The organism is Candidatus Acidulodesulfobacterium acidiphilum (assembly GCA_008534395.1).
Classification (GTDB): domain Bacteria; phylum SZUA-79; class SZUA-79; order Acidulodesulfobacterales; family Acidulodesulfobacteraceae; genus Acidulodesulfobacterium_A; species Acidulodesulfobacterium_A acidiphilum.
This window is the reverse complement of the sequence record SHMQ01000006.1, coordinates 38,428-62,941: the sequence shown is the minus strand read 5'-3', so window position 1 is coordinate 62,941 and position 24,514 is coordinate 38,428. Positions and strand designations below refer to the sequence as shown.

Here is a 24,514-nt window from a genome sequence, read left to right as displayed (position 1 = left end):
TAAAAAGGGGATAAGATTATGAAATACGTTATTATAGGAAATTCATACGCGGGCTTATCCTGCGCCGATGCAATCAGGCGTTTCGACAAGTCCGGAGAAGTCGTAATAATATCTGACGAAAACTACAGGGCTTATGCAAGGCCTTTGATTTCATATTATTTGGAAGGAAAAACTACAGACGAAACAATATGGTATAAAGAAGACGATTATTACGAAAAAAATAATTTCGATTTAATGCTCGGGAAAAAAGTAGTTTCAGTAGATACTTCGGCTAAAAGGTTAGTTTTGGATGACGGAGCGGCCGTGAATTACGACAAACTTTTTATAGGTCCCGGCGGAACGCCTTTTATACCGCCGACGGAAGGATTTAACCCCGATTCTCCAATGATGGGTACTTTTACTCGATTCGACGACGCAAAAAAAATGGAAAAAGCCGCAAAAATGTCTAAAAGAAAAGAAGCGATAGTCGTAGGCGGCGGGCTTATAGGGCTTAAAGCATCCGAAGGTCTAAGGGCATTAGGCCTTCATACGACGATAGTAGAATTGTTGCCGAGAGTTCTAGGACTTGCCCTCGACGAAGTATCAGGAAATATTACTTCAAAAAAACTGAACGAAAACGGCATAGATACTGCTACGGGCGAAACTGTCACAAAAATTAATTTAGACGAGTCCGGTAATCCCGTCAGCGTATTATTGAAAAGCGGGAAAGAATTGCCTGCGGATATCGTAGTAGTCGGTGTAGGCGTCAGGCCTAACGTTGCATTTCTTGAAGGCAGCGGAATAAAAATAGACAGAGGCATAATAGTAGATAAAACTATGATGACGAGCGTTAAGGACGTATATGCCGGAGGGGACGCCGCCGTAATATATGACGTTATAAACAAGCGTCCAAATATAATAGCCATAGTTCCGCTTGCCTGTGAAGAAGGAAGGGTTGCAGGCACGAATATGGCGGGCGTTTACAGAGAATATCCTGGCGGTATGGGTTTAAATTCCGTCGAAATTTATGGACTTCCTATAGTAACTATAGGTTTAACCAATCCTTCTAACGAAACGCAGAATGTTTACGTATTTCAAGACGATAAGATTTACAGAAAATTAGTATATGATGGAGAAGTACTCGTAGGAGCTATACTACTAGGCGATATTTCCGGCAGCGGAATATTATCGGCAATTATAAGACAGGGATTAAAATGCCTAAAATATAAAGACGAATTTTTAAACGGCAACATATATTCATTCGTAATAGATAACGAATTTGAAATATACAATATAAATGAAGGCTATGCCATAAGGGGAGATTTCGAAGACCTTCCAGAATTTTCAAGGACTAACTGGCGGTAACCGGTAATTAACATATTAAAATACTTAATATGTTAAAAAATATGTTATTAACGTCGAAGATTTAATTTAACAATATATAATTTAGATATACTATGCATACAAAGCGGTGATAAATTATGAATAGCGAAAACGAAAAACCTCTTACCGTTTTACTGGAAGAATTATTAATAGAAGTGCGCTCCGTATCTTCCGAAAATTTCGATAAGTGGTATGAAAAGAAAAGGAAGGTTTTTAACATCGGCGTTAAAAATTACCCCACGAAAGAAGAATTCATAAAATACGTCAACTACGCATTAAGCATCGGGCATTAAATTCTGTCCCTGTTTTCCAATTTTCCAGTTTGCGACAGGGTCAGAATTGAATTCTGCCCCTTACTTTCCGATTTGTGACAGGGCCAGAATTGAATTCTGACCCTGTGTTTATCTGAGTTTTTCCATCAGGGGTTTCTTGACGTAGTCTAATGCAACCATATAAATAAAAGTTGCAACAAGCAGTATAAATATATATGTGAAAGGAACTTTAGCCATAAGTATGCCGAAACCGGCCATTAAAGTTATAATTATTAAATCTAAAGCGCTTGCCAGCATTAAATAGTTTCCCGGTTTAGAACTCCAGAAATGACGTTCTTCCCTTACTAAATATACCGTCGCCTGTGCGCTGAATACAAGCGATAAAAATGCAAACGTTTGAACCTCCGGCATATTCATTCCTATAACGTAATATCCTATATAATATGAAATAAAAGAATAAATCAGCCATGCCCCTGCTATTATAAGAGATGCCGATACTATAAGTTTTATTTTCCATTTATCAGGTTTATTGGAATATACGGCATTGTCTTTAGCTATGGACATAGTTACAAAATCGTTAGCAAAAATCAGTATAAGAATAAGTTTCGGGGTAGTAACGAACTTCCCGAAAAATATAAGACCTAAACTCAAAAAAAGAGCAACCTGAAAGGTTTTTGATATTTTATTTAAAGTATAAGTAAGCATTCTCCTGTATACCATTCTGCCGTATTTTACGGCATCCACGATATTTGCAAGACCCGGTTCCGTCAATATCAGGCTAGCCGATGCCTTTGCAACGTCCGTAGCATTAGCTACGGCAATGCCGACCTCCGCCTGTTTAAGCGCAGGCGCATCGTTTACTCCGTCGCCGGTCATTCCTGTAATCTTTTTTAGTTTCTGCAAACCCTGTACGAGATGAAACTTGTCTTCAGGGAAAACTCCCGCAAACACATCGCAACCGGATGGATTTTTAAATTTTTCCTTCGTGCATACGCCGTCTCCAAGTCCTATTAAGCGGGCAGTCGTTTTAGCCGTAAGCTCCGTATCGCCGGTTACCATTCTAACCCTTATTCCTAAATCTTTAAGTTCTTTTAGCAGTTCTTTAGAGTCGTCCCTTGGAGGGTCGGACAGTCCAAGGATTCCCACCGGAAAATATTTATTTTCTTCGTTTTTTATCGTTACAGCTATTACCCGATACCCCATAGCCTCTAATTTTTCCGATTCTTCCGACAATATTTTAGCTCCGGTTTCATCCAAATTTTTTGCGACTATTATAGGAGAACCTTTTATGGACGTTATTAAATTTTTTTCTCCGTTTTTGTATGTTTCCATTACTGCTTCGGCTCTTTTAGTCTGCGGGTCAAAAGGTATAAATTTAACTGTTTTTCCTATTTCAGGCAGATTTAATTTATTGTTTTTTATATAAGACAGTATGGATAAATCTATCGGGTCCTGCGTAGACTCGTCCGATGCCGCCGCTGCGTATGCAAAAAGTTCATTTTCGCCGAAAGGTTCAAGCGGTTTAAAAGCTGTAAGAGAAAGTTTATTTGCCGTTAATGTGCCTGTTTTATCGGAACATAATTCTTCCATAGAGGCAATATCTTCTATTGCAGAAAGATGCGTTACCAATATTCCCCTGCTTGCAAGTTCCATAGAAGCAAGCGCCGTAGCCAAAGTAAAAGTAACCGGCAGGGCGACCGGTATAGACGCTACTAAGAGGATTAAAGCAAAAGGCAGCATTTCGGCAAAATTCAATTTGTATATAAGGGCGTATGCAAGTATTAAAACTACGAGAATGCCGTCAATCATAATAAAATAGCGTACGATTTTTAGAATTAATTCTTCTATGTGACCCTTAGTTTTTGCCGATTTTATAAGTTCCGCCGTTTTCCCGAAATAGCTTTTTTCTCCGGTCGCCGTAACCTTGCAGGTGGCTTCCCCTCTTTTAATGACTGAACCGGAATATATAAGTCCGCCTTCGTTTCTGTCCACCGGCTGTGATTCTCCGGTTAATGCCGACTGGTCGACCAATACGTTTCCGGAAATAATTTCGGTATCCGCCGGAACCAAATCACCCATTCTTACATGAATTATATCGCCTGGAACTAATTGTTCGGCGCTTAATTTGATCCACTTTCCATCCCTTAAAACCTTTGATATAATTTTTAACTGTTTTTTTAAAAGCTCCAGAGCTTTTTCCGCCTTGTTCTCCTGTTGAAACGATATAATAGCGTTAAATAAGATTAAACCGATAATAATATATGCTTCTATGTTTTTTCCTAATATTAATTCGATTATAAAAGTAAACTCCAGCATCCATGCTACAGGATTCCAAAATTTTAATAGAAAAATTTCAACCGGATGCTTTTTTTTCTCTTTTATTTCGTTTAAGCCGTACCTTTTAGTTAACTCTTCGGCTTCGGAAGACGATAGCCCTTTTATTTCTTTGTCCATATCCATTTTATCCTTTATCCTTTCCAATTAATTACAGGGGCAGAATTGAATTCTGTCCCTGTAATTAATTAATTATGTTATAATTATTAATAAATGCTTTTACGTCGTGTTCTAATTTTTACGATTTTATATTATACATCAATATGCTTTATACATACAAATACTGCTTTAATCCTGCAATAGAACGACAAAAACTTCTTGGATATGTTATAATGATTAGAAAGATTTGTCAGAAAAAGGCGTCAGATTTTATTTTACGCATACCGAAAGAAACAATTAACGATAAAAGATTTTGCGTAAAATTAATCTGACATCTTTTTCTTCTAATACAGGATGAAAATACTTACAAACGGTAAAAATTTATGATTAAAACAAAAAGCGATAAAATTCCTGCAGTCGTTTCTTTTCTGGCAAGGTCGGGTACGGGTAAGACGACTTTATTAGAAAAAATAATAAAAATACTGTCTCAAAAGGGATATAAAGTCTCTTCTATAAAACACACCGACCATAACGTTTCTGCCGATAAGGAAGGGAAAGATTCTTGGAGGCATAAAAATGCCGGAGCATTTTCAACAATGCTTATATCTAAAGAAAAAATTTCATTTTTCAGCGATATAGAGACGTCCGCCGATATCAACATAGACCTTTTAAAATCTAATTTTTTTAAAGGATCCGACATAGTTATAGTAGAGGGTTTTAAAGAACTCGGCATAAAAAAAGTTGAGCTTGCGAGAAAAGATGCAGGCGGTTTAGAATTAAGATTTAAAAACGACCCTAACCTTATTCTTGTCTGCGCCGATGAGCCGATAAGCGGTTTGAGCGTTCCTCAAATAAATATTAACGACGCAGAAAAAATATCTGATTTTATAGAAAAAGAGATTATTCTGACTAATTATAATATATAAATAAGCATATGAGAGAAATCAGCCTCGGCAGAAGTATTTTGGCACCCATGGCGGGGATTACGGGATATCCTTTCAGGAAAATATGCCTGAAATACGGGGCGGAATTTTCTTTTACGGAGATGATAAGCGCCGAAGGTTTTTTGCGCAATGATAAGAAAACGCTTGAACTTCTTGAAACCGGAAGCGGTATTTCAAAAACGGGCATTCAGTTATTCGGCAATTCTGCCGCCGTATTGTCGGAAGCCGCTAAAAAAGCATTCGATCAAGGGTTTAAGGTTATAGACATAAATGCCGGCTGTCCGGTTAAAAAGGTTGTTAAAACCGGCGCCGGAAGCGCATTATTAAAAGATTCCGCTCTTTTTGCGGACATAGCAGCTTCCGTCAGAAAATCGGTCAAAGACGCTTTTTTCACCGTAAAATTTAGAAGCGGTTTCGATTTTAATTCGGTAAATTTTGTCGAGATAGGAAAAATTGCCGAAGATTCCGGTATAAATGCTCTTTTTTTTCATCCGAGGACGCGCTCTCAGATGTTCGGCGGAACGGCGGACCATTCCCAGACTAAAAAACTTAAGGAATTAGTTAGCATTCCAGTTTATGCAAGCGGCGACATATTTACGGCGGACGATGCCTTGAATACGATGAGTTATACCGGCGCCGACGGAATTATGTTCGCAAGGGGAGCCGCAGGTAAACCATGGATATTCAGGGATTATGCAAATATATCGGATGCCGGCGGACAGGGGCAGACTGAAAAAAAAGAAACGGATATGACTGATAAAATAGATATACTGCTTGAATTAAACGAAGAAATATCTTCTTTTTACGGTGAAACAAGAGGATGTAACATTATTAAACCGCATCTTTATAATTTTTTAAAGGGATTCAAAGGCTCCAAAGAACTAAGGGCGTCAGTCAATAGCGCAAAAAGCGGAAAAGAGACGGACGAAATTTTAAAAATGCTTAGAACACAAGTAGCGTCTAATGAATATTCTGAATCTGCTGGATAAATTTTTAAACGCACGCGCAGATGACGGACGGATTTTGATAAATTCCGATTTTTGCGTCAGGCTTAAAACCCCTATGGCGGGCTGCTATGAATGCATAGAAAGATGTCCCGATTTATCTATAAAAATAACCGATGCCGAAATCAATATTCTGGAAAACTGCTCAAACTGCAACGCTTGTCTTTACTTATGCCCTAATTCCGTTTTTTACGTTAAGAATAAGAATAAGAAAGATGAAGCCGATAAAAATTTAAAGAATTTTTATTTTTGCGGTAAAACCGAAAAATATTTTAAAAATTTTAAAATTTCCGCGGCCGGCGCTAATTACCTTATAAAATGTATTTACGAATTAGAAGACGTAGATATAATTTCTTCCTTAAAAAATAGATTTGACATAACATTCGTTTCGTCCGACTGCAAATCATGCAGGCTTAAATATTTTCATAATAAAAAAATCAAAAGAATAAACGAAATAACAAAGTTTTTAAACGAAGAAAACGCTTTTAAGGAAATTAACGCGGAGGATTTTAATTTTAAAGAGTTTGAGGAAAAGCATAACAAAGAGAAAAGGGTATATAATTTTAATCATACCGGAGATAAAGCATCAGATAGCGAAAAGGATAAAAGAAGTATTGAAAACGCCGGCGGGGTTAAAACTGCGGGGACGTTAGACCGAAGAGAGTTTTTTAAAAATTCGTTTAAAAGTTTGAAAGACAACGCAAAAAAGCTCGCAGAAAACGTTTCTATCGAAGACCTTCCTTTATCCGAACTATATTCCCAATTCATTCCTGCCGGAAAAAACGATAAAAACATAAATTATTCGTTATTAAAAAGGCAGAAAAAAATTTATAAGTTTTTGAAGGAAAACAAAGAGTTGGTGCCGCTTTTTAATATAAAACTGCCTAAAATAAACGAAAATTGCGTCTTTTGCTCTAACTGCTGGGAAATGTGTCCTGCCGGCGCATTAATTTTTAAGGAAAACAAAATATCGCTTGAGCCGTTTTTTTGTACTTCCTGCGGTCTTTGCAAGGATATATGCAGTTTCGGAGCGATAAGAATGTATAAGGCATCCGACATAAAAGATATTTCCGTAGAAAAAATTCTCCTTCAAAATAAAAATAATTTTTAATTTGTGACATAAGTCATATATTAAAAATATACCGTTTGCTAATATTAAATAAAACATACAATATAAATAAACAATAAAAATCCCCTAATTTAATTTTAAAAATTGAGGAAAAAATTATGGAAAACTTAAACGAAGAAAAAGAAAAAAGCTGCATAGAAGTGACCGAAGAAGATATCAGGGAAGCATTCGAAAAACACAAAACTTACATCGATATATCTTTGGGCGATTTCATTAAAATTTACAAAGATGCGTTTGCGCTGGCGAAGGATAAAGTTCATGGCATTACCGTCGATAAAGTGATGTCGAAAAATGCGGTTTCAGTGCATGAAAATTCTGGAATACACGATGCAATGAATCTGCTTGCGGAAAAAAGGCTGACATGCGCTCCGGTAGTTAACGACGAAAACGCAGTCGTCGGATTTCTGTCCGATTCCGATATCTTAACCAGCGCGGGAGTCATAAAAAAACACACGTTTAAAGATTTGGTAAGACACCTTATAGGCGAGCCTACCCCTCATTCTCAAAGAACTATCGATGCCAAAAATGTTAAAGATATTATGACTTCGCCCGCAATTACCGTATCGACGGACACGTGTATTAAAAAAGCGGCGTCGGTATTTAACGAAAAACGCATAAAAGTTATGCCGGTCGTCGATATTAACGGAAAACTCGCCGGCGTAATATCTATGACGGATATAATAAAACATATCGATAAAAATTAAAAAAATAAATAAAATTAACTATAATTATAGCGGGGAAACTAAAATGTGGATTAAAGAATACTTTGACAGAATGAAAGGCGGAGGAGAAAACGCAACTACCATAAGCCTGCACGTAATCTTTTGGTCGGGTTTAGCTTCTATAATCGGTATAGGCGTGGTTGCATATATATCCGCAAAATTTTTCAATCCGTACGACTTGACTTTACTTATAGGTTCTTTCGGAGCGTCGGCGGTTCTTATATACGGCGCTATTAAAACCCCTCTCGCACAGCCGAGAAATCTTATGGGCGGTCATATTCTTTCAGGTTTTGTAGGAGTCGCAAGCTATAAACTGCTCGGTCATATAAATATGCCTTTAGCGGCCGCGGTGGCGGTTTCGTTTGCAATTATGCTTATGCATGCCACTAAAACCCTTCACCCTCCAGGGGGTGCCACTGCTTTAATAGCGGTTATAGGGGGTAAAGGAATTTATAAGCTTGGTTTTCTTTATCCGCTGATGCCGGTAGGTTTGGGAGCGTTAATACTATTAATAGTCGCAGTAGTAGTAAATAATTTTTCTAAATACAGGAAATATCCGGAATATTGGTGGTAAGATAGAAAAAGTCAACTAGAAAAAGGTGTCAGATTTATTTTACGCATACTAAAATGAACAATTAACGATAAAAGATGTTGCGTAAAATAAATCTGACACCTTTTTCGTTTTAAAATTTAAATTATATAAAAATGGTTCGGTTTTAAAATTTAAATGACAAGCATAAAAAAAATCTTGACAAAAAAGCATAATTATTTAATAATATAAAACTACGCTTAAATTATACATATATATTATTTTATATTTTATTTCGGGAGATTTTGAATGACTGAAAGCAAGTGGATATTGGTTGACGCAAAAGATATAAGCCTTGGAAGAGTAGCAAGTTTTACGGCCAACAGGCTTATGGGCAAAGATAAAGCGGACTGGACGCCGTATGCCGACAACGGAGATTTCGTTATAATAATAAACAGCGCCAAAGCTAAATTAACCGGAAAAAAAACCGAAGACAAAGAGTACCATTTTCACAGCGGTTATCCGGGAGGACTTAAGACGTTCAAATATAGAGATATGGTAAAAAAAGACCATTCGTATCCTCTGCTTTCGGCTATAAAAGGAATGCTTCCGAAGAATAAACTGTCCGACGCGGTAATAAAAAAAGTTAAAATATACGAAGGCGAAGAGCATCCTCATGCTGCGCAAAAGCCGGTGAGGGTAGAAATAGCCGATAAGGTAAAGTAATATAAAGTAAACAATTAAAATATAGAAATTAAATCAAGATATAATTAATAAGGTAAAAGCTGATGGCTAAAAAAAGCATTATACACGCGGTAGGTAAAAGAAAAACAGGTATTGCAAGGGCTTATTTTAAAGAAGGCGCCGGCAAAATAATTATTAACGGAAGAGATTTCGAGCAATATTTTCCGCTTGAAAGCCACAGGGTTTCTGCAGTAAGACCTTTAGCTTTTTATTCTATAGAAAATAAGTTTGACGTATATATAAACGTATCCGGCGGCGGATTAAGCGGCCAAGCCGGAGCGGTAAGACTGGCTCTCGCAAAAGCTATTCTTCTTGTAAATCCGGAATTAAAAGAAACTCTTGCAAAAGCCTCTATGCTTACAAGGGATCCCAGGGTCAAAGAAAGAAAGAAATACGGGCAGAAAGCGGCAAGAGCAAGATTCCAGTTCTCTAAGAGATAATATAATCGTTATATCCATAAATGATAAGAGTTTCGATTGTAGGGGCATCCGGTTACAGCGGCGTATATCTTATACGGGCGCTGTCGTCAAGACCGGATGTTTCTATATCGGTAATTACTTCAAACAGTAATGCCGGTAAAAAACTTTCAGATTTTTTTCCGCTATTTGCAAAAACATTTCCTAAAAACAGTTTATTATCCAAGATTAAATTTTCGCTTTTTGATGCAGACTTAATAGGCGGGTCTTCGGATGCCGTATTTTTTTGTCTTCCGCACAACGAAAGTTCTAAACTTATACCGGCTGTTTTAAAAAAAAACAAAGACGTTAAAATAATCGATATAGGAGCCGATTTCAGATTCGACGACGTATCGGTCTATGAGCGGAATTATGGCAGGCATAACGCTCCGGAATTAAACGGCGGTTTCGTTTACGGTCTTTCCGACGTTTTTTACGATAAAATCAAAAATTCGCAATTTATCGCCAATCCCGGTTGTTATCCGACGGGCGCTTTACTGCCGATATTGCCACTTGTTTTTAAAGGATGCGTCGATTTTTCGTTTCCGGTTATAATAGACTCTATGTCTGGGATTTCCGGCGCAGGCAGAGGCTTAAAACTGCAGAATCTTTTTTGCGAGATAGAAAATTCCGCAAAGGCCTATAACGTCTGGACGCACAGGCATCTGCCGGAAATTAAAGAAAAAATAGAAAAAGCCTGCAAACTTACGCCCGACGTTATATTTACTCCTCATGTTATTCCGGTTTCCAGAGGCATACTGACCACTGTATATTTAAAATTAAATAAAGATTCAACTATGGAAAATATAGCCGGCATATATGAAAGTTTTTATTCGGGTAGCCCTTTTGTATCGATACTTAATAATATAGAAGACTGCAATATAAAAAACGTCGTCTATACCAATAACTGCCATATCGCTTTTGAAATACGCGAAGAAAACGCCGCAGGTTCGGCAGGTTTAATGGTTAAAATAGTCAGCGCCATAGACAACCTCGGAAAAGGAGCTTCCCTCCAGGCAATTCAGAATATGAATCTTATGTTCGGTTTGGAGCCCGACTTCGGAATACCGCAGTATTCGCCGTATCCTTAATAGACCCCGTTTATTTTTACAAAAAAGGTGTCAGATCTATTTATTCTTTTACTCCCGACTGCGTTTGCGAGAAAAAGGTGTCAGATTAATTTTTTGCAAATAATTTTTAATATTAATTGACTGTTAAACATGCAAAAAATAAAATCTGACACCTTTTTCTCCTGACACCTTTTTCTCTTATGCAAAAAATAAAATCCGATAACTTTTTCTAAAGAAAATTTGCAGAATTAAGAATATTGTTTTTCCTTGAAACATTACCTCTTAATCTGAGATAATAAATAAATATGAAATTATCCGGATATAAAAAACGAACTAAGTATCTGCTTCTTATTATTGCGGTTTTAACGCTATCTGCAGCATCGGCCGTATTTTTTCATTCAAAATCAAAATCGGGCGCTAAAAATAACCGCAATAAAATAGTAAAACCTATAAAAAAAATTAAAAATTCGTCGTTAATTATCGGTTTGCCTGCCGATGCGACAAATCTTATAGGCAATATGGCGGCAGATGCGCCTACCGCAGAAGTTACCTCTCAAATTTACGACGGGCTGGTCAGGTATAACCGTAATTTCAAGATAGTTCCCGATCTTGCAAAATCTTGGAAAATAAGCAACGGCGGCAAAACTATTACTTTTTATTTAAGGCGCAAAGTTTATTGGCAGAACGGACAAAAATTTACGGCAAAAGACGTTATGTTTACATACCGCTTGATGGTAAACCCTAAAACGCCCACGCCTTATGCCGCAGAATACCTTAAGGTTTATAAAGCCCAAACTATAGGAAAATATATTTTTCGGGTAACTTACAAAAAGCCTTACGCCCCCGCTCTTTCTTCATGGGGATTGAGCATACTGCCGGAAAAACTTTTAAAAGGAAAAAATCTTTTAACTACTAAATTGAGAAGCCATCCTATAGGTACCGGCCCATACGAATTCGATAAATGGGTTCACGGATACGAAATAGTCCTGAAAGCCAACCCTCATTATTTTATGGGCGCTCCAAAAATAAAGCGCCTCGTATATAAGATAGTGCCTGACATTTCGTCTATGTTCCTGATGCTTAAGTCTAATGGCATAAGTTACATGGGGTTAAGCCCTATTCAGTATAAATACGAATCCAACGGAAAGGGGTTTAATTCAAAGTTCAAAAAATATATTCATCCCTCTTTAAGTTTTACTTTTTTAGGTTATAATCTTCTAGATCCTCTTTTTAAAAACATAAAAGTTAGGCAGGCTTTGAGCTATGCGATAAATAAAAAAGAGATAATAAAAGGCGCACTTTTTGGATTAGGCGTTCACTGCTATGGCCCTTTTATGCCGGGAACTTATTTTTATGATAAGAACGTAAAAAAATACAGCTATAACCCCGATAAAGCGCTTAGGCTTTTAAGGCAAGCCGGTTGGCGCTTAAAAAACGGAATTTTGGAAAAAAACGGCACTCCTTTCAGGTTTACGATACTCACTCCGCAAGGAAATCAGGAAAGGCTTTCCGCTGCAGAGATAATACAGCAAAATTTAAAAAAAATAGGTATAAAAGCAGACATAAGAGCTATGGAATGGACGTCCTTGATATCCGAATTTATTATGAAAAAAAATTTTCAGACCGTTTTGCTGGGATTTACCATAACGCCAGACCCTTATGATAACGCTTCGATATTTACCGGTTCTAATATTGTTCCTAAAGGCTTAAATTTTACCTCTTTTAATAACCTCGAAATTGACGATTTGTTCAGAAAAGCAAGGTCGACGTTTAATTTAAAAAAGCAGAAAAAGTATTATTTTAAAATACAGCGCATTCTCGCAAAAGATGCCCCTTATACTTTTTTGTACGTTCCTTATGCTATGCCTGTTGTCGTCAGGTCGGTAAAGGGAATAAAGCCCGCGCCTGCAGGAATAGGTTACGATATAAGAAAATGGTATTACGCTGAATTTAACGATTAATTAAAAAACTATTCAATTTTTTTCGAACGTTATAAACTTAAATGCGGAGGAAATTATAATGGAAAAAGAAACAAAGCTGACTCATCTGGACGAAAACGGAATGCCTAAAATGGTTGACGTGTCTGAAAAAAACGGCACGGTCAGAATAGCTTCCGCCCATGCAAAAGTTACTATGTCGGAAGAAGCTTTTAAACTTGCGACCGGCGGAGGAGGAAAAAAGGGAGACGTCTTCGGAACTGCAAAGATAGCCGGAATTATGGCGGCTAAAAAAACGTCGGAATTAATTCCTTTATGCCATCCTTTAAATATAGAAGGATGCGATATTTTGTTTAAAACGGACGAGAAAGAAAATTCTATCAATATAATATCCTCCGTTAAAATATCGGGAAAAACCGGCGTAGAAATGGAAAGCTTGACGGCCGTATCCGTAGCGGCGCTTACCGTTTACGATATGCTGAAGGCTGCGGATAAATCCATAGAAATATCTGATATTTACCTTATAAGCAAAGAAGGCGGAAAAAGCGGAACGTATAAAAGAAAGTAAAACCCTAAATCGGGATTTGGGTTAAAAAAATTTATTGCAAATTTTAAACGTTTATCCTATAATATCAAAAACCGTATTCTTATAATAAAAATCAATCGATTTAAACGGCGGGATGAAGTCTGCCGCCGCCAAGAATTGTTAAAATAATAGAGGTTATAAATGTTAAAACATGACGTTGTTATTGTCGGCGCCGGACTTGCGGGATTAAGGGCGGCCGTAGAACTTAGGAAAAAAGGCATAGATGTCGTAATAGTCAGCAAGGTTTATCCTACGCGTTCCCATTCGGGAGCGGCTCAAGGCGGAGTCAACGCCGCGTTTGACGAAAACGATTCATGGGAATCCCATTTTTTCGATACCGTAAAAGGCAGCGATTATCTCGGCGACCAGGATGCCATAGAAATACTGACGAGCGAAGCCCCCGGAAACATACTTGAACTTCAGAGCATGGGCGTCGTTTTTAACAGAAACGATAAAGGCGGCATAGCACAGAGGCCTTTCGGCGGACAAAGTTTCCCTCGTTCCTGCTACTATGCGGATGCCGTGGGACATATGATGCTGCACGGATTGTTCGACAACGTACTTAAATATAAAACCAAAATTTTGTATGAATATTTCGTTACAAGCCTGCTTACCGATAATGGAAAAGTCAGCGGCGTAGTGGCATACGATATTAAAAACGGAAAATTCGAGGGTATTGCCGCAAAGGCGGTTTTATTCGCTACCGGAGGTTACGGACAGGTTTATTCTTCCAATACCAATGCGTTAATAAATACCGGAGACGGCATGGCGATATCTATTAATGCCGGAGTTCCGCTGATGGATATGGAATTCGTACAGTTTCATCCAACTACGCTTAAAAGCACCGGAATATTGGTAACGGAGGGAGCAAGAGGAGAAGGCGCTTATCTGCTTAATTCGCTCGGCGTCCGCTTTATGTCTAAATATGCTCCTAAAGCTATGGAACTTGCGCCAAGAGACGTGGTTGCAAGAGCGGAGCAGACCGAAATAAACGAAGGCAGGGGCGTCGACGGAGCAATTCTTTTAGATATAAGGCATCTCGGCAAAGAAAGAATAATGGAAAGACTACCTCAGATTATGCAGTTATCTATAGATTTTGAAGGCGTTAATCCTATTCACGAGCCTATTCCTATTAGACCGGGCGCTCATTACTCTATGGGCGGAATTAAAACGGATTATAACGGAAGAACCGTAATAGAAGGTTACTATTCGGCAGGCGAGTCTGCCTGCGTCAGCGTCCACGGAGCAAACAGACTCGGCGGAAATTCCCTTCTCGATACGGTAGTATTCGGCAGAAGGGCGGGAATAGACATAGCCGAATATCTTAAATCTGCCGCCGGAGACAGAAAATTCGACGAATCGGCGATAAAAAGAGACGAAGAAAAATTCGAAAAATTAAAAAAATCGTCGGGAAAAGAAAGACACGGCCTTTTAAAATCCGAACTTCAGGAAGAGATGAGAGCGGACGTCGGGGTATTCAGGGAAGAAAATGCCATGAAAAAGGCTTTAGATAAAATAAGCGAACTCAAAGAACGCGCAAAAAATATAGGAATAGACGACAAATCGAAAACATTTAATACAGATATCGTAGAAGCATTCGAGTTTAGCAATATACTGCTTATAGCCGAAGTAATCGCTAGAGGAGCTATACTCAGGAAGGAATCGAGGGGAGCTCATTACAGGACGGATTTTCCGGAAAGAGACGATTCCAACTGGCTCAAACATACGCTTGCGACATTAGACGGAAACGGAAACATAAAATTCGATTTTTCCGAAGTTGCGATAACTAAATTTAAACCTCAGCCGAGGACGTATTAACGTATTAATAGCGAGGAAAAAATATAATGGAATTCAAGGTAAGAGCATACAGATTTAATCCGGAAACCGACGAAAAACCGTACTACAAAGAATATACGGTAGAAGACTATCCGGGTATGACGGTTTTAAACGCCTTAATAAAAATAAAATCGGAGCTTGACGGAACGCTCAGCTTTAGAAGGTCATGCAGAAGCGCTATCTGCGGTTCCTGCGCGATGAAAATAAACGGAATAACAAAGCTTGCATGTAAAACGCAGGTTAGTTTAGAAATCGATAAATTTGGAATACTTAACGTCGAACCACTTGCCAATATGCCCGTAATTCGCGATTTAATCGTCGATCAGGAGGTCTTTTTCGATAAAATAAAAGCTATAAAACCTTATCTGCTCGGACAGAGGGAAGACGAAGCGCATAACCGTTTCCACGCATTAAAAGAAGGCGAAAAAATCAGTCAGCCGGTTTACGATAAATCGGAGTTTAAAAATTTGACCGGAAACGAAGATACGCCCAATTGCATTTTATGCGAATGTTGCTATTCCGAATGCGGCGGAGTAGTCGGCAATAAAGACTATCTTGGACCTGCCGCTCTCGCTAAATTATACAGATATGCCGAAGATCCGAGAGATAACGATAAAAACGGTTCGCGTTTAGTAAACGGTTCTATGCCTAACGGTTTTTGGGACTGCGTTCACTGCCAGTCATGCGAACAGTTCTGCCCGAAAGGCATTTCTCCGGTAAAATCGATAGTAAGGCTGCATGAAAAATCGGTTAAAAATTCCATTACTTTTTCGTCAGGCTCAAAGCATGTGGTTTCTATAGCAAGATCTATAGGCGAAACGGGAAGGTTAGACGAAATAAAAGTTGCATTTGAATCCGGAGGCGTTACCGGGCTTTTAAACGATCTGCCCGTTGCGTTCGGCGCAGGCCTAAAGGGGAAGATACCGCCTTTCAGGCATAAATTAATAAAAGATATGGAAGATATTCGGCTTGCATATAAAGAGCTGGACTTGGAGGATAAATTATGATTACATATGCTTATTATCCGGGGTGCGTAGCTCAGGAAAGCGGCAAAGAACTCGATAACGCCACAAAATTTATTGCAGGCAAATTAGGCATAAATTTAATTCCTATGCCTGAGGCATCATGTTGCGGAGGCGGAGTTATCGACGGCTTCGATAAAAACTTAAAGCTTTTTATAAACGGAAGAACCCTTGCTTTGGCGGAAAAAGAAGGGCTCGATATAATGACTATATGCAACACCTGCACTCTGACTCTCAGCGAGGTAAACGAAGAACTTATAAATAATCCCGAATCATTAGAAAAAACAAACCAATATCTTGCTAAAATAGGTCTGAGATATACCGGAAAAGTTAAAGTGAAGCATATTTTATATGCCGTAAGAGACGACATAGGATTCGATAAATTAAAAGAAAAAGCGGTTAAAAGCCTGAAAGGAATAAAAATAGCCCCGTTTTACGGATGCCATATACTCAGGCCGTCAAGCGCAGTTAAGTTCGACGACGTGGAAAATCCTCAAGGATTTGAAGAGCTGATTAAGGCTCTGGGCGGCGAACCGGTATCTTATGTCAGAAGGACCAAATGCTGCGGATTTCAAACGATACTCGTAAACGAATCAACTTCTACTTCGCTTGCGGGCAACGCCATTTACGAGGCTCAGGAGAAAAATGCCGACGTCATGGTTACCCCTTGCCCTTTATGCCACTTAAGTTTAGATACTTATCAGACGGTTGCGGCAAAAAACATAAACAAAAAATTATCTCTGCCTATACTTCATTTGCCTCAGCTAATAGGCATAGCCTTAGGCGCCGATTATGCCGAAATGGGTTTTTCGAGGCATAACGTTTCGCTTAGGGGCGTAATGGCCAAAGTCAGGCAGAACGAAATATAATAAAAAAAATAAAAAGAGGAAGGTTAAAATGTCCGATACTATAAACGTAGTTCTTAAAGCACTTAAAGGTCTTTCGATTATCGCACAGGAAAAATTAGACGATTATGTCGATATATCGGATGAAGAGAGCAGGGAAGCGGCAGACCAGATTATCGAAACCGTTAAATATGAATCAGGCGTTATTTTTAAGTCTATAAAAGAAAAAGTCGCCGATATTCTGCTTGACGAAATGAATTTCGCTTCTACTTACGACGTAGAAGAGCTGACCAAAAAAATCCAAAAATTAGAAGCAAAGATAGAAGAGCTTACAAATAAAAAATAGCGGTAATCCCTTAATCTTAATCGGCGTCGTATTTTTTATATTCCATTACGACTTCGACGTTCGATTTTATACCGAATGCTTCTTTTATGCTGTTTCTTAAAAACTTTATATCCGTCATAGTAAATATTTTTCCTTTATTGCCCGTAAAAAATATAAAAGTAGGAATTTTTTCTCCTTCTTTTTGTACGCCGTAGCTTATGTATTTATAAATCCTGCCGCTGCGCGGCTCAGTTTTCGCGGTTTCGATGAATCTGTTTAAATCTTTCTTTTTTATTTTTACGCTTTTTGAATCGAATATTTCCATAGACATATCTAATATCTTGTTTAAATTTTTATTCGTCTTTGATGAAATATATACGAAAGGCATTCCGGAAAACTCTTTTAACTTATACTTAATTTCATTTTTTAACTGTACTGCGTTTTCCGGCAGTTTTTCTTTTAAATCCCACTTCGTAAATGCTATTATGACGGGTTTTTTTTCAAGCGTTATTCTTCTCAGTAATGACAGGTCTTCATGCGTAACATCCGAATTTATATCTATAAAAAGAACTACCACATCCGCCCTCTTTATTTGATTAAGGCTCTGTTTTTGGAAGGCTTCGGAATTTAAATCAAGTTTATTTTTTTTTCTGATGCCTGCAGTATCTACTAAAGTTATCGAACGCCCTTTATATCTGATATACGTGTCTATGGAATCGCGCGTGGTGCCGGGTTTGTCGTCGGTAAAAAGCAGGTCTTCTTTTAACAAGGTGTTTATATAAGTAGATTTTCCGCTGTTAGGTCTTCCGATTATGGCTATTTTAAAAGAATTTTCGTTTTCTTCGCCGGTTTTTTTAGGTTTTACCGGTTTTTTAATATTTATTTCTTCGGCTATTTTTTCGAGAATTTCATATATGCCCGTTCCTTTTTCCGCGCTTGCGGTTAAAACCGTTTTTATGCCGAGACCTATAAATTCGCTTTCCGCTCCGTTTGCATCCTTGGGAGAATCGACTTTATTTATTACCAAGATAATATTAGAGCCGTTTTTTTTAAGGCGTTTAAAAATCTCTTTGTCTTCCGGTAAAAACCCGCTTTTATAATCGACCGCAAATAAAATTAAGCCGGCTTTTTTTGAATATTCGAAAACTTTGTCCCTGATTTTTTTTTCTGTTTCGTTTGCGGGCGAGACGTTAAACCCTCCGCTGTCTGAAATAAAAAAATCCGTTCCGTTAAAGGATATTTTTTTTATATTTAAATCTAAAGTAGTACCGGCGATTTTAGACGACAAAGCCGAAGTTTTCCCCGTTATTTTATTAAATATCGTCGATTTTCCTACATTAGGCCTGCCGATTATAAGTACGAAAAAATCTTTACTTTTTATCATTTAGTTTCTCCATAAATTTCTTAATTGCAATTTTGGCTCCGTTTTGTTCAGCATCTTTTTTTGTATTGCCGCGCCCTAAAGCAAAAATCTCGTCGTCTATTTTAACGCATATCGTAAAAACGGCATTGTGGTCTGGACCTTCTTTGTTAATAGTAAAATATCGCGGCGTTCTGCCCGTTTCTTTTTGAACCATCTCCTGAAGCTCGGTTTTAAAATCTGAATTTTTTAAGATTTCTTCATCGATATCCGGAGTAACTTTTAAAATATGTTTTATAAGTATTTCTTTTGTTTTTTCAAAGGATGAGTCGAGAAATACCGCTCCGATCACGGCTTCGTAAACATTGCCGATTATTCTTTTATTTTTAGCTTTTAACTCTGCGGCGCCGTTATCGCGTTCTTTAATTATAAACTCGGAAATCTTAATATTTTGAGCTATATTATAAAGAGCATCCAGTCTTACGAGCGACGCCCGATATTTGGAAAGTTCTCCCTCGTTTAAATTTATGTAATTTTTATAAAGATATTCCGTTACTATAGCGCCTATAACCGCATCGCCGAGAAATTCCAATCTTTCATAGTTTTTCTCGGCGCTTACGGATTTATGCGTAAAAGCAAGGTTTATTAACGACCTGTCCTTAAACGAATATCCTATTCTTTTTTCAATGATATTATAATCCATTTCTTATATAAAAGCTTCAATTTCTACTGTTACTTCCGAAACCTCGTCTTTCCTAACGCGTCCGCCTATATTTATAATTTTTCCTTTAAATTCCGTTCCTTGAGTTAATTTAGGATTCCCCGATATTTTTGCTTTAATATAATTCGAACTTATCGCTTTATCGTCTGTAAGGCTGAGAAATTCTAAAGTTTTACCGCGAAATTTATTATGAAATTTTATTTTTTTTTTGAGAGAAATTTCTCTTATTATGCCGGTTCTTCTTTTAATTTCAGTCTCTTTAATTTTAGGTTTTAAAAAATAAGATACAGTTCCTTCTCTGTCGGAATAAGAAAAAGCATGTATATAATAGATAGGCAATTTTTCAATATTTTCCATCGTTTCGTAAAAATCGTTTTCGGTTTCACCCGGAAAGCCGCTTATTATGTCCGTTCCTATCGCGGCATCCGGTACCGATTCGCAAATTTTTTCCGTAATTTTTAAATAGTCGTTAAAAGAATAATTTCTTTTCATTAGCTTAAGTATTCGGTTGGAAGCGCTTTGGAGAGGTATATGAAAATGATTTCTGATTTTTCTAGAATCCGCAAAAATTTTAATCATTTCGTCGTCTATGTATATAGGGTCTATGGAGCTAATCCTTATTTTGACCCCGTTTTTTAGCTCTTCTGCGGCAATAAGCAGTTCTTTTAATCCGGAGCCGGATTTTTTGTCTTTATACGAGCCTATATTTACTCCGGTTAATATTATTTCGCTAAAACCTTGTCTGTCGAATTCTTCTATATAACGCAAAACTTTTTTTATGCCCAGCGACCATTTGACGGGTCTTGCTTTGGGTATTATGCAGTAAGAACATTCAAGTTCGCAGCCTTCCTGAATTTTCAAATAAGGTCTGGTTCGTTTTTGATTAAAAACCGAATTCGGAAATTCGTCTGCAGAATTTTTTATAAGCTCGGCTTTTTTTGCGTTATCCATAAGTTTTAAACCGTCGATGTCCAAAAATCTGTTTTTATTAATCTGAACCGAACATCCGGTAATAATCAAACGGCTTTCGGGATAGCGTTTTTTAATTTTTCTTACGGTTCTTTCGGTTTCAATATCCGCTTTGTCCGTAACGGTACAGGTATTTATCAAAAAGACGTCGATTTCCGGTTCGCCGTATTCTGCGGCGGAAATATTAAACCGTTTAAATATTTCGGAAAGCTGGCCTGATTCAAACTGGTTAAGTTTGCATCCCGAAGAAACGACGGCGCATTTAACGGTTTCCTTTTTGCCGTGCAGATTTTCTTTCCCGAACAGTTCCGCAATTATATTTTCCGTTATGGTCATGTTTTTCGTATATTTTAATTTATTATTCTATAATTCCGCCGCCTATAACTTTAATTCCGGAATAAAGTACGGCGGACTGTCCCGGAGTTATAAATTTAACTTTTTCGCCGAATTTTATTTTTACGGAGCCGTCTTCTAAAATACGGGCTTTACATCTATAATCAGGCGAAGAATATCTTATCTTTACGGAGGTTTTTATCTCTTCGAGCAAGTTTTTATATTCGGGGTTAATAAAATTAAAATTTTTAACCGTCAAAGAATCGGACATACAGTCTTCCATATTTCCGACGAAAATTTCATTATTTTCCGCCGAAATATTAACTACGTATAGAGGATTTTTAGAAGAAACTCCGAGCCTTTTCCTCTGCCCTACGGTGTAGTTAAAAATACCGCTATGTTCCCCTATTATTTCCCCTCTTAAATTTTTAATAACCCCCTTTTTTAAGCATATCGCCGAATGCTTTTTAATGAATCCTGCATAATCTTTATCCGGAACGAAGCATATTTCTACGCTGTCTTTTTTGCCGGAAATATCGGTAAATCCGGCATTCGAAGCTATCCTGCGCGTCTGCATTTTATTCATATTGCCTACCGGAAACATTATGCTTTTAAGGTTTTCCTGCGAAAGGCCGTAAAGAACGTAAGACTGGTCCTTAGATAAATCTTTAGATTTAAGGAGAAAATAGCGTCCGTCCGTATCTGCCGTTATTCTTGCATAATGTCCCGTAGCCAGAAAATCTGCGCCGAGTTCTTTTGCTCTTTTAATCAGCAGGTCAAACTTCATAACGCAGTTGCATACGATACAGGGATTAGGCGTTTTTCCGTTTAAATATTCCGTGACGAACCGGTCTATTACTTCGGTTTTAAATTCATTTTCTAGATTTACGACGAAATGGGGTATACCGAGTTTTACGCAAACCCTTTTTGCCGAAATTATATCGTCCGTGCTGCAACAGGTTTTTAAAGTTCCGGAGGACGCATCTTCCGAAACGAGATGCATAGAAACGCCGATTACCGAGTAGCCCCTTTTTTTAAGAATTATAGCGCTTACCGAGCTGTCGACGCCGCCCGACATTGCTACTGCGACGGTTTTATTGGATTTAATAAGCATAATAATATAAATACATATTTAATCCTGCATTGTGAAAAAGGTGTCAGATTAATTTTACGCAAAATCTTTTATCGTTAATTGCCTCTTTTCGTTTACGTAAAATAAAATCTGACACCTTTTTCATTTTTCATGCATAAAATAAAATCTGACACCTTTTTCATGGACAGTTTTATAGTCATTATAACACATTCAATAGGTTTTTGTTCTATTGCAGGATGAAAATATACTTTGAAATCAACTGCCCGTCCGCAATTTTAACACGCCCTTTTTAATAGCGCTTACGGCATAATCTATATCGTCTTCCGTAGTATATCTTCCTATGCTGAATCTTATAGCCGATTCTATTCTTTTTGCGTCGTATCCGTGAGCCTTTAATACGTGAGACAGCGAAACCGTTCCGGCATTGCAGGCGGAACCGGCTGAAGCGCTTATTCCGTAAAGGTCGAGATTAAACAGAAGGGTTTCAGATTTGACGCCGTCAAAAGAAACATTCAAGGTATTTTTCAGCCTGTTTACGGGATTTCCGTTAAGCTTTATGCCTTCTATGCCGTAAAAAAGTTTGTCGTGAAAAATGCTTCCAAGCGAATTAATTCTCGCCGCTTCTTCGTTCATGATATTTTTTAATATGCTCATGCCTTTCGCTATAGAAACTATACCCGCTATATTTTCCGTACCGGCTCTTAAGCCTCGCTCCTGATGACCGCCGTGGATAATAGGCTCTATATTTACCCCCTTTTTTACATATAGAGCGCCGCATCCTTTTAAAGCATAAAATTTATGTCCCGAAAAACTGCACATATCCAAAGGAACGTCTTTTAAGCTGAAATGCGCTTTGCCTATAACTTGAACTAAGTCGCTGTGGCAGATAACGTCTTCCTTAATTTTTTTAACTTCTTCAAAAATTTGTTTAATCGGGAAAAGCGTACCGGTTTCGTTATTTGCCCCCATAATAGAAACCAACGAGGTATTTTCCCTTATAGCTCCGGTTATTTCCTCGATATCGATCATGCCGAATTCGTTTACTCCGACATAAGTAGTTTCTATGCCTATAGATTCCAAAAATTTAAAGGTGTTTAATACAGCATGGTGTTCAACAGTGGAAGTTATAATATGCGGAACTTTTTTTTTATTGTTTTTCATATAAGCGTAAACGGAACCCGTTATCGCAAGGTTAATGGATTCCGAACCCGAAGACGTAAAAATAACTTCTCCTGAATTTCCGGCATCCAGAAAAGATTTGACTAAATCGCGGGAGTCTTCTATCAGTATTCTTGCGGCGCGTCCTTCTTCATAAACCGAAGACGGATTGCCCTGATAATTTTTAAGGGTATTTACTACTTCTTCAAGAACCGCAGTGTCCACCGGAGTAGTCGCATTATAATCTAAATAAATTCTCGGCATATATTTCCGTTATTTAATTTTGGCGCTATTTTCTATTTTGTTACGGTGCCGGAATTGAATTCTGGCACTATGTTCTATTAGATGTATTAGATGTATTAGATGATGACAGTTTTTGTTTGTATTCGTCTATTACGTCTTGTATAGTTATGGAATTAAGTAATTCGGTGATTTTCTTCGATACGGAATTCCACATATCGAAAGCTAAACAAAACGATTTTCTGCCGCATTCTTTTTTTGCTTTAGATTTGCTTATGCAGCTTGTAATTTCTATCGGCTCTACCGATTCTATTATATCTCCGATAAATAGCTCCGAAGGTTTTTTATTAAGCAGATAACCGCCGTTCGGACCTCTTAAACTTCTTACTATACCGGCTTTTTTTAAAGTAAAAAATATCTGTTCCAAATAGTGCAGGGAAATATATTCTCCTGCGGCAATATCCTTTAAACTTACAGGAACCGAGTTGTCCTTTGAATTATACGACAGATATATCAGCGCCCTTACGGCGTATTGACCTTTAGAAGAAAGTTTCATTTTTATTTTTTAGATGCCTCAATCTCTTTTATCCTGTTTTCAAGCTCGGATATTTTTGATTTTAAAAGCGATATCTCGTAAAAAGCGGGGTCAAAAAGTCTGTTATGTTCAAGGTCTATATTGTCGTGAACTTCCGATTCGTCCCGCTTCGTCGATTTCGCCGGTATTCCGACTACCGTAGAATGAGCAGGAACTTCGTTGACGACCACCGAATTGGCCCCTACTTTAGAGTCGTGCCCTATAGTTAAAGGGCCTAGTATTTTTGCTCCCGTGCCTATTATCACCCTGTCCCCTACGGTAGGATGCCTTTTTTCCTTTTTCCAGCTTGTCCCGCCAAGCGTAACGCCGTGATAAATAGTAACGTCGTCTCCTATTTCAGCGGTTTCGCCTATTACGACTCCCATGCCGTGGTCTATAAAAAATCTTCTGCCTATTTTTGCGCCGGGATGAATTTCAATTCCCGTAAAAAATCTTCCCGCCTGCGAAACGAGCCTTGCCAAAAGCCTGAATTTATGTTTCCATAAAAAATGCGATATTTTATGAAAATATACGGCATGAAGCCCCGGGTAGCAGAGCAAAACCTCCAGAGCGTTTCTGGCGGCAGGATCTCTTTCGTAAACCGAATTTATATTTTCTCTTAGAGTTTTAAACATCTTTTGCGCAGTATATAAAAATATGATTAATACGAAATAATATTCCAAATATTTTTTATATTTATCTTATTAATATAACAGAAATATAAAAAATATGAAAGCGGGCTACAGGACTATTTATATCTTAATGCTTCAACTGGGTTAGGAAAAGGTGTCAGGGAAAAGGTGTCAGATTTTATTTTCCGCATACGTAACGTTTTTTATTTGCAACTTGTT

At 37.8% G+C, this 24,514-nt stretch carries 24 protein-coding genes; 16 read left to right on the top strand and 8 right to left on the bottom strand.

Annotation, left to right across the window (positions count from 1 at the left end):
• Window positions 1-18: 18 nt before the first annotated feature.
• Both EVJ48_03610 and EVJ48_03605 read left to right on the top strand, forming a co-directional pair.
• The gene (locus tag EVJ48_03610) at window positions 19-1,344 is read left to right on the top strand and encodes an NAD(P)/FAD-dependent oxidoreductase (protein ID RZV39783.1); all 1,326 of its coding nucleotides are present in this window, start codon (window positions 19-21) and stop codon (window positions 1,342-1,344) included.
• A gap of 116 nt (window positions 1,345-1,460) precedes the next feature.
• A complete protein-coding gene (locus tag EVJ48_03605) occupies window positions 1,461-1,655 on the top strand; it encodes a hypothetical protein (GenBank protein ID RZV39782.1) in 195 nt (64 codons plus the stop codon).
• Window positions 1,656-1,763: 108 nt separating this feature from the next.
• On the opposite strand, the gene EVJ48_03600 is transcribed toward EVJ48_03605, so the two are convergent.
• Window positions 1,764-4,088, bottom strand: coding sequence for a plasma-membrane proton-efflux P-type ATPase (locus EVJ48_03600; protein RZV39781.1), 2,325 nt, complete (start codon window positions 4,086-4,088; stop codon window positions 1,764-1,766).
• Window positions 4,089-4,450: 362 nt separating this feature from the next.
• On the opposite strand from EVJ48_03600, the gene mobB reads away from it, so the two are divergent.
• From mobB to EVJ48_03530, 14 genes are all read left to right on the top strand, one after another.
• On the top strand, window positions 4,451-4,993 hold the full coding sequence (gene mobB / locus EVJ48_03595) for a molybdopterin-guanine dinucleotide biosynthesis protein B (protein RZV39780.1): 543 nt from the start codon (window positions 4,451-4,453) through the stop codon (window positions 4,991-4,993).
• 8 nt (window positions 4,994-5,001) lie between these two features.
• On the top strand, window positions 5,002-6,000 hold the full coding sequence (gene dusB / locus EVJ48_03590) for a tRNA dihydrouridine synthase DusB (GenBank protein RZV39779.1): 999 nt from the start codon (window positions 5,002-5,004) through the stop codon (window positions 5,998-6,000).
• Window positions 5,975-7,126: a hypothetical protein gene (locus tag EVJ48_03585; protein ID RZV39778.1), complete on the top strand. Its 1,152-nt coding sequence runs from the start codon at window positions 5,975-5,977 to the stop codon at window positions 7,124-7,126. Before dusB ends, EVJ48_03585 begins: the two co-directional genes overlap by 26 nt.
• Window positions 7,127-7,242: 116 nt before the next feature.
• Window positions 7,243-7,848 (top strand): CBS domain-containing protein, encoded by a 606-nt coding sequence (locus EVJ48_03580; protein RZV39777.1) that lies wholly within the window; start codon window positions 7,243-7,245, stop codon window positions 7,846-7,848.
• A gap of 43 nt (window positions 7,849-7,891) precedes the next feature.
• Window positions 7,892-8,440 (top strand): HPP family protein, encoded by a 549-nt coding sequence (locus EVJ48_03575; GenBank protein ID RZV39776.1) that lies wholly within the window; start codon window positions 7,892-7,894, stop codon window positions 8,438-8,440.
• 264 nt (window positions 8,441-8,704) lie between these two features.
• The gene (locus tag EVJ48_03570) at window positions 8,705-9,121 is read left to right on the top strand and encodes a 50S ribosomal protein L13 (GenBank protein RZV39775.1); all 417 of its coding nucleotides are present in this window, start codon (window positions 8,705-8,707) and stop codon (window positions 9,119-9,121) included.
• Window positions 9,122-9,183: 62 nt separating this feature from the next.
• Window positions 9,184-9,579, top strand: a complete 396-nt coding sequence (locus tag EVJ48_03565; GenBank protein ID RZV39774.1) for a 30S ribosomal protein S9 — start codon at window positions 9,184-9,186, stop codon at window positions 9,577-9,579.
• A gap of 20 nt (window positions 9,580-9,599) precedes the next feature.
• Window positions 9,600-10,685: an N-acetyl-gamma-glutamyl-phosphate reductase gene (locus EVJ48_03560; GenBank protein ID RZV39773.1), complete on the top strand. Its 1,086-nt coding sequence runs from the start codon at window positions 9,600-9,602 to the stop codon at window positions 10,683-10,685.
• A 284-nt stretch (window positions 10,686-10,969) separates the two neighbouring features.
• Entirely contained in the window at window positions 10,970-12,625 is a 1,656-nt protein-coding gene (locus tag EVJ48_03555; GenBank protein ID RZV39772.1) for a peptide-binding protein, read from the top strand.
• 58 nt (window positions 12,626-12,683) lie between these two features.
• Window positions 12,684-13,169, top strand: coding sequence for a cyclic pyranopterin monophosphate synthase MoaC (gene moaC / locus EVJ48_03550; GenBank protein RZV39771.1), 486 nt, complete (start codon window positions 12,684-12,686; stop codon window positions 13,167-13,169).
• 159 nt (window positions 13,170-13,328) lie between these two features.
• Window positions 13,329-15,005 carry an FAD-dependent oxidoreductase gene (locus tag EVJ48_03545; GenBank protein RZV39770.1) on the top strand — a complete coding sequence of 559 codons (1,677 nt, stop codon included), beginning with the start codon at window positions 13,329-13,331 and terminating at the stop codon, window positions 15,003-15,005.
• A gap of 26 nt (window positions 15,006-15,031) precedes the next feature.
• Complete coding sequence (locus tag EVJ48_03540) at window positions 15,032-16,030, top strand: succinate dehydrogenase/fumarate reductase iron-sulfur subunit (GenBank protein RZV39769.1); 999 nt, start codon at window positions 15,032-15,034, stop codon at window positions 16,028-16,030.
• Window positions 16,027-16,914 carry a heterodisulfide reductase subunit B gene (locus EVJ48_03535; GenBank protein ID RZV39768.1) on the top strand — a complete coding sequence of 296 codons (888 nt, stop codon included), beginning with the start codon at window positions 16,027-16,029 and terminating at the stop codon, window positions 16,912-16,914. The genes EVJ48_03540 and EVJ48_03535 overlap by 4 nt, the downstream gene beginning before the upstream one ends.
• 28 nt (window positions 16,915-16,942) lie before the next feature.
• Entirely contained in the window at window positions 16,943-17,236 is a 294-nt protein-coding gene (locus EVJ48_03530) for a hypothetical protein (GenBank protein ID RZV39767.1), read from the top strand.
• Window positions 17,237-17,252: 16 nt separating this feature from the next.
• Here the strand turns inward: EVJ48_03530 and der are convergent, their stop codons facing one another.
• From der to cysE, 7 genes are all read right to left on the bottom strand, one after another.
• Window positions 17,253-18,599, bottom strand: coding sequence for a ribosome biogenesis GTPase Der (der, locus tag EVJ48_03525; protein RZV39766.1), 1,347 nt, complete (start codon window positions 18,597-18,599; stop codon window positions 17,253-17,255).
• Window positions 18,586-19,278: a ribonuclease III gene (rnc, locus tag EVJ48_03520; protein ID RZV39765.1), complete on the bottom strand. Its 693-nt coding sequence runs from the start codon at window positions 19,276-19,278 to the stop codon at window positions 18,586-18,588. Before rnc ends, der begins: the two co-directional genes overlap by 14 nt.
• Before the next feature lie 3 nt (window positions 19,279-19,281).
• Window positions 19,282-20,601, bottom strand: a complete 1,320-nt coding sequence (locus EVJ48_03515) for a MiaB/RimO family radical SAM methylthiotransferase (protein RZV39764.1) — start codon at window positions 20,599-20,601, stop codon at window positions 19,282-19,284.
• A gap of 22 nt (window positions 20,602-20,623) precedes the next feature.
• Window positions 20,624-21,712: a tRNA 2-thiouridine(34) synthase MnmA gene (mnmA, locus tag EVJ48_03510; protein ID RZV39763.1), complete on the bottom strand. Its 1,089-nt coding sequence runs from the start codon at window positions 21,710-21,712 to the stop codon at window positions 20,624-20,626.
• Window positions 21,713-21,946: 234 nt separating this feature from the next.
• Window positions 21,947-23,113 carry a cysteine desulfurase gene (locus tag EVJ48_03505; protein ID RZV39762.1) on the bottom strand — a complete coding sequence of 389 codons (1,167 nt, stop codon included), beginning with the start codon at window positions 23,111-23,113 and terminating at the stop codon, window positions 21,947-21,949.
• A 67-nt stretch (window positions 23,114-23,180) separates the two neighbouring features.
• Window positions 23,181-23,645: an RrF2 family transcriptional regulator gene (locus EVJ48_03500; protein ID RZV39761.1), complete on the bottom strand. Its 465-nt coding sequence runs from the start codon at window positions 23,643-23,645 to the stop codon at window positions 23,181-23,183.
• Window positions 23,646-23,647: 2 nt separating this feature from the next.
• Window positions 23,648-24,298, bottom strand: coding sequence for a serine O-acetyltransferase (gene cysE / locus EVJ48_03495; GenBank protein ID RZV39760.1), 651 nt, complete (start codon window positions 24,296-24,298; stop codon window positions 23,648-23,650).
• Window positions 24,299-24,514: the final 216 nt, after the last annotated feature.

What these genes read in the sequence shown, in the direction of transcription:
- EVJ48_03610 (RZV39783.1), top strand. Translation starts at nt 19, where the DNA reads ATGAAATACGTTATTATAGGAAATTCATACGCGGGCTTATCCTGCGCC.
- EVJ48_03605 (RZV39782.1), top strand. Translation starts at nt 1,461, where the DNA reads ATGAATAGCGAAAACGAAAAACCTCTTACCGTTTTACTGGAAGAATTA.
- EVJ48_03600 (RZV39781.1), bottom strand. Translation starts at nt 4,088, where the DNA reads ATGGACAAAGAAATAAAAGGGCTATCGTCTTCCGAAGCCGAAGAGTTA.
- mobB (RZV39780.1), top strand. Translation starts at nt 4,451, where the DNA reads ATGATTAAAACAAAAAGCGATAAAATTCCTGCAGTCGTTTCTTTTCTG.
- dusB (RZV39779.1), top strand. Translation starts at nt 5,002, where the DNA reads ATGAGAGAAATCAGCCTCGGCAGAAGTATTTTGGCACCCATGGCGGGG.
- EVJ48_03585 (RZV39778.1), top strand. Translation starts at nt 5,975, where the DNA reads ATGAATATTCTGAATCTGCTGGATAAATTTTTAAACGCACGCGCAGAT.
- EVJ48_03580 (RZV39777.1), top strand. Translation starts at nt 7,243, where the DNA reads ATGGAAAACTTAAACGAAGAAAAAGAAAAAAGCTGCATAGAAGTGACC.
- EVJ48_03575 (RZV39776.1), top strand. Translation starts at nt 7,892, where the DNA reads ATGTGGATTAAAGAATACTTTGACAGAATGAAAGGCGGAGGAGAAAAC.
- EVJ48_03570 (RZV39775.1), top strand. Translation starts at nt 8,705, where the DNA reads ATGACTGAAAGCAAGTGGATATTGGTTGACGCAAAAGATATAAGCCTT.
- EVJ48_03565 (RZV39774.1), top strand. Translation starts at nt 9,184, where the DNA reads ATGGCTAAAAAAAGCATTATACACGCGGTAGGTAAAAGAAAAACAGGT.
- EVJ48_03560 (RZV39773.1), top strand. Translation starts at nt 9,600, where the DNA reads ATGATAAGAGTTTCGATTGTAGGGGCATCCGGTTACAGCGGCGTATAT.
- EVJ48_03555 (RZV39772.1), top strand. Translation starts at nt 10,970, where the DNA reads ATGAAATTATCCGGATATAAAAAACGAACTAAGTATCTGCTTCTTATT.
- moaC (RZV39771.1), top strand. Translation starts at nt 12,684, where the DNA reads ATGGAAAAAGAAACAAAGCTGACTCATCTGGACGAAAACGGAATGCCT.
- EVJ48_03545 (RZV39770.1), top strand. Translation starts at nt 13,329, where the DNA reads ATGTTAAAACATGACGTTGTTATTGTCGGCGCCGGACTTGCGGGATTA.
- EVJ48_03540 (RZV39769.1), top strand. Translation starts at nt 15,032, where the DNA reads ATGGAATTCAAGGTAAGAGCATACAGATTTAATCCGGAAACCGACGAA.
- EVJ48_03535 (RZV39768.1), top strand. Translation starts at nt 16,027, where the DNA reads ATGATTACATATGCTTATTATCCGGGGTGCGTAGCTCAGGAAAGCGGC.
- EVJ48_03530 (RZV39767.1), top strand. Translation starts at nt 16,943, where the DNA reads ATGTCCGATACTATAAACGTAGTTCTTAAAGCACTTAAAGGTCTTTCG.
- der (RZV39766.1), bottom strand. Translation starts at nt 18,599, where the DNA reads ATGATAAAAAGTAAAGATTTTTTCGTACTTATAATCGGCAGGCCTAAT.
- rnc (RZV39765.1), bottom strand. Translation starts at nt 19,278, where the DNA reads ATGGATTATAATATCATTGAAAAAAGAATAGGATATTCGTTTAAGGAC.
- EVJ48_03515 (RZV39764.1), bottom strand. Translation starts at nt 20,601, where the DNA reads ATGACCATAACGGAAAATATAATTGCGGAACTGTTCGGGAAAGAAAAT.
- mnmA (RZV39763.1), bottom strand. Translation starts at nt 21,712, where the DNA reads ATGCTTATTAAATCCAATAAAACCGTCGCAGTAGCAATGTCGGGCGGC.
- EVJ48_03505 (RZV39762.1), bottom strand. Translation starts at nt 23,113, where the DNA reads ATGCCGAGAATTTATTTAGATTATAATGCGACTACTCCGGTGGACACT.
- EVJ48_03500 (RZV39761.1), bottom strand. Translation starts at nt 23,645, where the DNA reads ATGAAACTTTCTTCTAAAGGTCAATACGCCGTAAGGGCGCTGATATAT.
- cysE (RZV39760.1), bottom strand. Translation starts at nt 24,298, where the DNA reads ATGTTTAAAACTCTAAGAGAAAATATAAATTCGGTTTACGAAAGAGAT.